Origin of the sequence: Fluviicola taffensis DSM 16823 (assembly GCF_943372375.1) — a bacterium.
GTDB classification, from domain to species: Bacteria; Bacteroidota; Bacteroidia; order Flavobacteriales_D; family Crocinitomicaceae; genus Fluviicola; species Fluviicola taffensis_A.
Genome location: NZ_CALRYJ010000008.1, coordinates 218,572 through 225,017, shown reverse-complemented (window position 1 = coordinate 225,017; position 6,446 = coordinate 218,572). Strand labels below are relative to the sequence as shown.

Here is a 6,446-nt window from a genome sequence, read left to right as displayed (position 1 = left end):
ATTGGAAAAATTCTACTGGAACATTGCCTGGAATTTGCAAAACAAAAACAAATTGAAAAACTCATTTTATACTCCAATACAAAATTGGAATCGGCAATACATCTTTATCGAAAATACGGGTTTGTAGAAATTGAAATGGAGCAAGGAGTTTACGAAAGAGGGAATATTAAGATGGAAAAGGCTCTGAAGTAATTACGAGTTCCGAATTCCTGTTTAGTGAAATAACTCTTTGAAAATAAATGCTGTACAAAATTATTGATAGGGGTTTAGCTGCCCAATTAACTTAAATTTGGTCAGCATTCGTAATTCGTAATTCGGCATTCGTAATTATGAATTATCTTTGCACCAAATTATTAAGCATGTCACAAGATATTCAAGCAGTTAGCTATTGTATCGGTTTAAGCGTAGCAGATAGCCTTTTACAACAAGATTTGGGAGGAATTGATCCAACAGTAATGGCAGAGGCTATTTCGGATGTTTTTCAAGGGAAAACAATGAAGTATTCCCCGGAACAAGCAAACGAGATCATTCAGAATTACATTCAGGAAATGACTACTTCAAAATTTGAAGTATACAAGCAGGAAGGTGAAAAATTCCTTGCTGAGAATGGAAAGAAAGAAGGTGTTACTACAACTGCTTCTGGTTTGCAATACGAAGTGATCGAATCAGGAAGCGGTGAAAAACCGAAAAGTACCGATACTGTAAATGTTCATTATCATGGGACATTGATCGACGGAACTGTTTTTGATAGCTCTGTTACAAGAGGAATTCCTGCAACTTTCGGAGTTCATCAGGTTATTAAAGGCTGGACGGAAGCATTGCAATTGATGCCCGTAGGTTCGAAATACCGATTGTATATCCCTGAGGATTTGGCGTACGGAGCACATCCGCACCCAGGTGGGGCTATCAAGCCTTTCATGACACTTATTTTCGATGTTGAATTATTAGGAATTGAAAACAATTAATATGAAAAAAATCATTCTGGCTTCTCTACTTTTAGCGGTAAATTTCGCATGTGGTGATGAAAAAGCCGCAGGAAAAGTGCTGCCTTTAGACACACAAAAACAGCAGATTTCGTACCTGATGGGTGCAGATAATGCCGGGCAATTACTTCAAGACCCGAATTTTGCGAAGTACGACAAAGATCAAATTTTGAAAGGTTTTGAAGAAGGACTTAAAAATGAGAAATCATTTGATGATGCGTGTCAACAAACAATTCAAAACTTATTAGGTCCTGACCAGAAGCAATTCAACCAAAATTATGCGAAGGATGCTTCGTTGTGTATTGGTAAATTCATTGGCGGAATGTTCAAAACGAGCTGGGAGCAAGCAAAATCATTCAACGAATTCGATAAGGAATACTTGATCTATGGTTTCAGCCTTGGGTTGAAAAAAGAAGATACCTTGATCAAGAAAGAGTTGAAAGAAACGATGCTGAAAGATTTCATGCTGAAAGTCAACACGCGTGTGATGGCTGAAGTGACCAAAAAGGAAACAGCATTCTTTGCAAAAGTGAAACAGATGGCAGCCATTAAGGAATTGCCAAATGGTCTGTACATGGAAACGATCAAGGCTGGAACAGGAGGAAGTCCGACAGCTACAAGTGATGTGAAAGCACATTATGTATTGATGAATGTGAATGGAGATACCCTGCAGTCATCCTTAAATGGACCTCAGATCCCTGTATTCAATTTAGGAGGAGTGATTCCTGGATGGACAGTCGGGATTCCTTTCATGAAAAAAGGAGGAAAGTACAAATTGTATGTTCCGCAAAATATGGCTTACGGAAAAGATTCACCGGATCCGAATTCAATTCCACCATTCTCAACTTTGGTTTTCTATGTGGAACTGGTTGATTTTGGACCAATGGGAACTGTAAAATAAGAACTTAAAAAAATCCTCTTCGTACTTCGGAGAGGATTTTTTATTTAATAAGCATTTTTAATCCTCATAGTCACTTCCTATTTTTAGCTTATGGAAGAAGTTAACCAAAAAGTATTCGCTCAATTCCCAACGATTCAAACGGAGAGATTGGAGTTGAGAAAAATTCAATTGGAAGATGCTGTTGAAATCATGAAGATGCGTCAAAGTAAGCGAGTGAATCAGTTTATTGCACGAGACACTATGACTAATCTGGATTCAGCAAAGGAACTCGTTAAAAAGACTTCTGATGCGTTTGACTCAAAGACTGGAATTGGTTGGGCCGGTGTTTTAAGAAATCGTTCTGAAATCATTGGAACATGCGGATTTAATAGGATTGACTACTTAAACAATCGCGCAGAAATTGGGGGAGAATTATCCGTAGACTATTGGGGTAAGAATATAGCTATGGAAGCAGTGCGGGCAATTGTCACTTTTGGATTCGAGAATATGAATCTACATGCAATCGAAGCAGTTGTTTCACCCGAAAACAGAGGGGCAATTTACTTGCTGGAATCCTTAGGTTTTGAAAAAGAGGCGCATTTTAAAGAGCGAATTTATTTCAACGGAATTTACTTAGATATGGCTGTCTATACGCTCCTTCAATCTAAGTTTAGAGTTTAAAGAAAAACGCAATGCGATAAATCAAAGGGATCAGTGCACCTGGTGTACCATTTGCGGTTTGTTTTCTCATGAAATATCCGGTTCTCAACGGACTATTCGGACTATTGATCAGATCGTACATGATTCCTGCATTCAGGCGGAAATTTCCCTCTTCCCCAAAAGCATGAGAAAAGCCGAAGCCAAGTAATCCGGTTGGTGCCCAGGTTCTTTTGGCTGAAATAATCCCGTTGGTGTAGTTGTATGGAGTGGAAAGCAATTCAAATTCAAATCCTACGAACAGATAATTGAAGAATCTTCCATGAATGAACGCGCCGCCGCCGTAAACAGAATAAGATCCTGAGAGACCATACTGCTTATAAGTGGAGAAGTTGTAGCGCGCAGAAGGACCAAAAGAAATATACTTGTTCCGCACAACTCCGAATTTTAAACCGACACCGCCGGTTCCACCTAAATTGCTTGCAGAAAAATGCAAATCAAACCCGATTTCATTGTAGGGTGTGAATTCCTTTTTACTGGCTTCCTCTTCTTCATCGTGAACGTAGAGTTCAGTATCTTCCTGTCCAAAGCTGAAATTGGCGCTGAAAACAAGGATCAAAAATAAAAAGAAAGGTTTCATAGAATGGATATTAGTGTTTCTTTATGAATGTCGTGTGTCCCTTCAAAACGGGAAGTGAAAATTCCTTTTGATTGATAGTCCGCAATGAGCTTTTCCTGTTCTGATTTTGGGAAAAATTCATCTTCGGTCCCTAAAACAAAAGTATTCTTCTGTGCTAAATTTGAATGTGCTTCAATAGCTAAATCAGGAGGGTAGACACTGGCCCACGAGATAAAATGGTCACACGAAATACTTCCATGAGCAAGCCAGCGTGCTGCAGTGGCTCCGCCTTGCGAAAAACCAATGACTGTTATCTTTTCAGGGGTATGACTTTTAAGTATTTCGGCATGAAGTAAATCCAATGCCAATGTATTTAAGCGAATATCTTCTTCCCGCCATTCCTTTGTCATCCAGGAAGCACCAACTCTGCCTGAAGTTCCTCTCAGATAAAAACGGTGTCGGCCTTCGGGAAAAACAAAAAGAATTTCCTTCAATGGCATGTCGTGAAACTTTTGACTGAAATATGCGACCAACTGACCATATCCATGAAGGACATAGACCAGGTGTTTGGGATTTACACCGGATTGCATTGTCCGATATCTCAATGAAGAAGGAACTTCTATTTTCCCTTCGATCGAACTCATATCTTCTTTGGCAAATTTTTAGCAAATTCAGGATAGAGGCGGTATTTCTTTACAACCGGATCCAGGAAGAATTTGAATCTCAATTCCTTTTTCTTGGTAATGGAAGGGAGGTAGGTATAAATATCTCCGATATTCTTGGTATATGAATCTATTTCGCTTGCGTAAATGGCAATGTCCATTGGTACCTGATTCGGATTTTCTTCATACGCATGAACAAATGCTTCCGGATGATCTTCACCGGCATAATCAAATGATTTCCACTGGAAAACCATCATCAGGTCGTGGTCATTGAATACGGAGAAATAGCTTTTCCAACCGGAGTTCCGGATGCGATAACCAACGATCACATCTTTGCGTGTAGGAGCAATAATGGATTTGAATTCAATGTCTAATTCGCGTCCCGGACTGGATGGTGCGAAAACCGGATTGGAGATTCGGTCCAAGGCTCCATCGTAATAGAACAAGTAATTGTAATTACCTGTGAATCCCATTTCCGCAGCCTTTGCTTGTCTATTGTTCTTGATAGCCTCGTCCATGGCATATTCCATGCGATTGATAGTGATGATCGCATCTTCAATCGTATCTGCATTGATGTATTCCTTATAAATTTTCATGGAAAATTTTTCATTTACAGGAATCGCCAAAGATGCCATGATTTCTCTTTTGGCTCTTGCATCCAGACTTTCGGTGCTTTTTTCATCTGTTCCTTCTACTATTTCTGTAGGATCTGTGGCGGTTTCATCACCGCAGGAGCTGGCAACAAGTAATAAGCAAACGAGGCTAATTTCAATTAATTTCATATAATCAATAATCGATGTCTAAGTTAAAACGATTCTTCAGGTCGAAAAGGTTGGTATTTTTTTTCGCTAATTTGTCAAAACGATCCGGACCGTTCAGGTATTTCACTTCTTCAGGAGCGTCTTTGATCATTTCCAGCTGAATAACGAGGTCGTAATTCTGGATCTCTTTGCGGATATAAGCCATGACATCTCCAATTGCACCTTCCAAACGAGTCAGTTGAATTGTATTATCCACTTCAAACTGGAAAGTCGTCTCATCCATTTGGACAGGTTCCCGTTTGATCATCACGTGATAAACCTGATCTTGTCCATTCAATTTTTGGGTATGAGCCATCGTCTTCCATAGTCGGATCACATCGTCCTTATGGAATTCCTTTCTGGGCAGATCACTTTGAGGAACTTGAGCTTTTGCTTTTTGTTGTTCAATCAGTTGATTGATTGATAAGTTATTGGAGTTTAGATTTCCTGTTGGTGCAGAAAGGATTTTGGCTTCCGGTTTTGTTGCAAAAGCAACTCTTTCGGGTGTTACGGAAGGTTTGTTTACAGGCTTGGTTTCATTTCTGAGACTTTGACCTGCAAATGCGATAATTTGTACGGGATCAGTTAAGGATTTTTTTTTTCAAGCTCAGATTTCACTGAACAGATTTGCATCAGGGTCAATTCGACCAGCAGTCGCTGATTTTTCGCTGATTTGTAATCAACATCGGCTTTACTGAGAACTCCCAGACAGCGCAAGGAGAAAGCACCATCCACCTTTTTAGCCTGATCCACGAATAACTTTTCTGTTGCCTCACCAACTTCTAATAAGTTAGCCGTTCTCGGATCTTTACAAATCAGTAAGTTTCTGAAATGCTCAGCCAATCCGACCAGGAATTGATGTCCGTCAAATCCTTTTTCCATGACATCATTGAAGAGCAGCAAACAAGCCGGAATATCCTCATTCAATGCATTTTCCACGATTTTGAAATAGTAATCGTGATCCAATACATTCAGATTGTCCAGTACAGCTTTATGAGTGATGGTAGTTCCACAAAAACTAACAATCTGATCGAAAATAGATAAGGCATCACGCAAAGCACCATCAGCCTTTTGAGCAATCAGATGAAGCGCATCCGGATCTGCTGAAATTGCTTCCTGCGTAGCAACATGTGCCAAATGATCTGCGATGTCTTTTACCTTGATCCGCTGAAAGTCAAAAATCTGACAACGGGATAAGATAGTTGGTAAAATTTTATGTTTTTCCGTGGTAGCTAAGATAAAGATAGCATGCGCGGGTGGTTCCTCCAAAGTCTTCAAGAACGCATTAAAAGCTGCGGTTGAGAGCATGTGAACCTCGTCAATGATATAGACCTTGTGTGTTCCCAATTGCGGTGCAATCCTTACTTGGTCGATCAATCCACGGATATCATCAACGGAGTTATTGGATGCTGCATCCAATTCATATACATTGAGTGATGCTCCTTCATTGAAAGAAAGACAGCTGTCGCATTGGTCACAAGCTTCAACGGATTCTGTTCTGTTGAAACAGTTGATCGTTTTCGCTAAAATACGCGCAGTGGTAGTCTTACCAACTCCACGGGAACCACAAAACAAGAAAGCCTGCGCTAAATGCTGGTTCTTGATTGCATTCTTAAGAGTGTTGGTAATTGCCTTCTGCCCAACAACCGTATCAAAGGTTTGGGGTCTGTATTTTCTGGCAGAAACAACGAAATCCGACATGAGAACAAAGTTAGCTAAACTTTCCCAAAGAATTCAAAATGCAAAATGCAAAATGCAAAAAAGTTTAAAGAATGCAAAATTCAAAAAGCAGGAATCGAAAACCCAAACTTTTACATTTTGAATTCTGCATTTTGAATTAAAACT

Annotated in this window: 9 protein-coding genes; 4 read left to right on the top strand and 5 right to left on the bottom strand. The window is 39.7% G+C overall.

Annotation, left to right across the window (positions count from 1 at the left end):
• From AAG807_RS13060 to AAG807_RS13045, 4 genes are all read left to right on the top strand, one after another.
• On the top strand, nt 1-192 hold a 192-nt coding region (locus AAG807_RS13060), incomplete at its 5' end, for a GNAT family N-acetyltransferase (RefSeq protein ID WP_341904645.1).
• A 167-nt stretch (nt 193-359) separates the two neighbouring features.
• On the top strand, nt 360-965 hold the full coding sequence (locus AAG807_RS13055; protein ID WP_341904642.1) for an FKBP-type peptidyl-prolyl cis-trans isomerase: 606 nt from the start codon (nt 360-362) through the stop codon (nt 963-965).
• Nucleotide 966: 1 nt separating this feature from the next.
• Nucleotides 967-1,884: an FKBP-type peptidyl-prolyl cis-trans isomerase gene (locus AAG807_RS13050; RefSeq protein WP_341904641.1), complete on the top strand. Its 918-nt coding sequence runs from the start codon at nt 967-969 to the stop codon at nt 1,882-1,884.
• A 90-nt stretch (nt 1,885-1,974) separates the two neighbouring features.
• The gene (locus AAG807_RS13045) at nt 1,975-2,544 is read left to right on the top strand and encodes a GNAT family protein (RefSeq protein WP_341904639.1); all 570 of its coding nucleotides are present in this window, start codon (nt 1,975-1,977) and stop codon (nt 2,542-2,544) included.
• Here the strand turns inward: AAG807_RS13045 and AAG807_RS13040 are convergent.
• The 5 genes from AAG807_RS13040 to dnaX form a co-directional block, all read right to left on the bottom strand.
• Nucleotides 2,534-3,160, bottom strand: a complete 627-nt coding sequence (locus AAG807_RS13040; protein ID WP_341904637.1) for a hypothetical protein — start codon at nt 3,158-3,160, stop codon at nt 2,534-2,536. The two genes, AAG807_RS13045 and AAG807_RS13040, sit on opposite strands and share 11 nt — an antisense overlap.
• Nucleotides 3,157-3,783 carry a dienelactone hydrolase family protein gene (locus tag AAG807_RS13035; protein ID WP_341904634.1) on the bottom strand — a complete coding sequence of 209 codons (627 nt, stop codon included), beginning with the start codon at nt 3,781-3,783 and terminating at the stop codon, nt 3,157-3,159. The genes AAG807_RS13040 and AAG807_RS13035 overlap by 4 nt, the downstream gene beginning before the upstream one ends.
• Nucleotides 3,780-4,583: a hypothetical protein gene (locus tag AAG807_RS13030; RefSeq protein WP_341904631.1), complete on the bottom strand. Its 804-nt coding sequence runs from the start codon at nt 4,581-4,583 to the stop codon at nt 3,780-3,782. Before AAG807_RS13030 ends, AAG807_RS13035 begins: the two co-directional genes overlap by 4 nt.
• Before the next feature lie 4 nt (nt 4,584-4,587).
• Nucleotides 4,588-4,938 carry a hypothetical protein gene (locus AAG807_RS13025; protein WP_341904628.1) on the bottom strand — a complete coding sequence of 117 codons (351 nt, stop codon included), beginning with the start codon at nt 4,936-4,938 and terminating at the stop codon, nt 4,588-4,590.
• Nucleotides 4,939-5,186: 248 nt separating this feature from the next.
• Entirely contained in the window at nt 5,187-6,302 is a 1,116-nt protein-coding gene (dnaX, locus tag AAG807_RS13020; protein WP_341904626.1) for a DNA polymerase III subunit gamma/tau, read from the bottom strand.
• Nucleotides 6,303-6,446: the final 144 nt, after the last annotated feature.

Coding starts and splice junctions, on each gene's coding strand:
- AAG807_RS13055 (WP_341904642.1), top strand. CDS start 360: ATGTCACAAGATATTCAAGCAGTTAGCTATTGTATCGGTTTAAGCGTA.
- AAG807_RS13050 (WP_341904641.1), top strand. CDS start 967: ATGAAAAAAATCATTCTGGCTTCTCTACTTTTAGCGGTAAATTTCGCA.
- AAG807_RS13045 (WP_341904639.1), top strand. CDS start 1,975: ATGGAAGAAGTTAACCAAAAAGTATTCGCTCAATTCCCAACGATTCAA.
- AAG807_RS13040 (WP_341904637.1), bottom strand. CDS start 3,160: ATGAAACCTTTCTTTTTATTTTTGATCCTTGTTTTCAGCGCCAATTTC.
- AAG807_RS13035 (WP_341904634.1), bottom strand. CDS start 3,783: ATGAGTTCGATCGAAGGGAAAATAGAAGTTCCTTCTTCATTGAGATAT.
- AAG807_RS13030 (WP_341904631.1), bottom strand. CDS start 4,583: ATGAAATTAATTGAAATTAGCCTCGTTTGCTTATTACTTGTTGCCAGC.
- dnaX (WP_341904626.1), bottom strand. CDS start 6,302: ATGTCGGATTTCGTTGTTTCTGCCAGAAAATACAGACCCCAAACCTTT.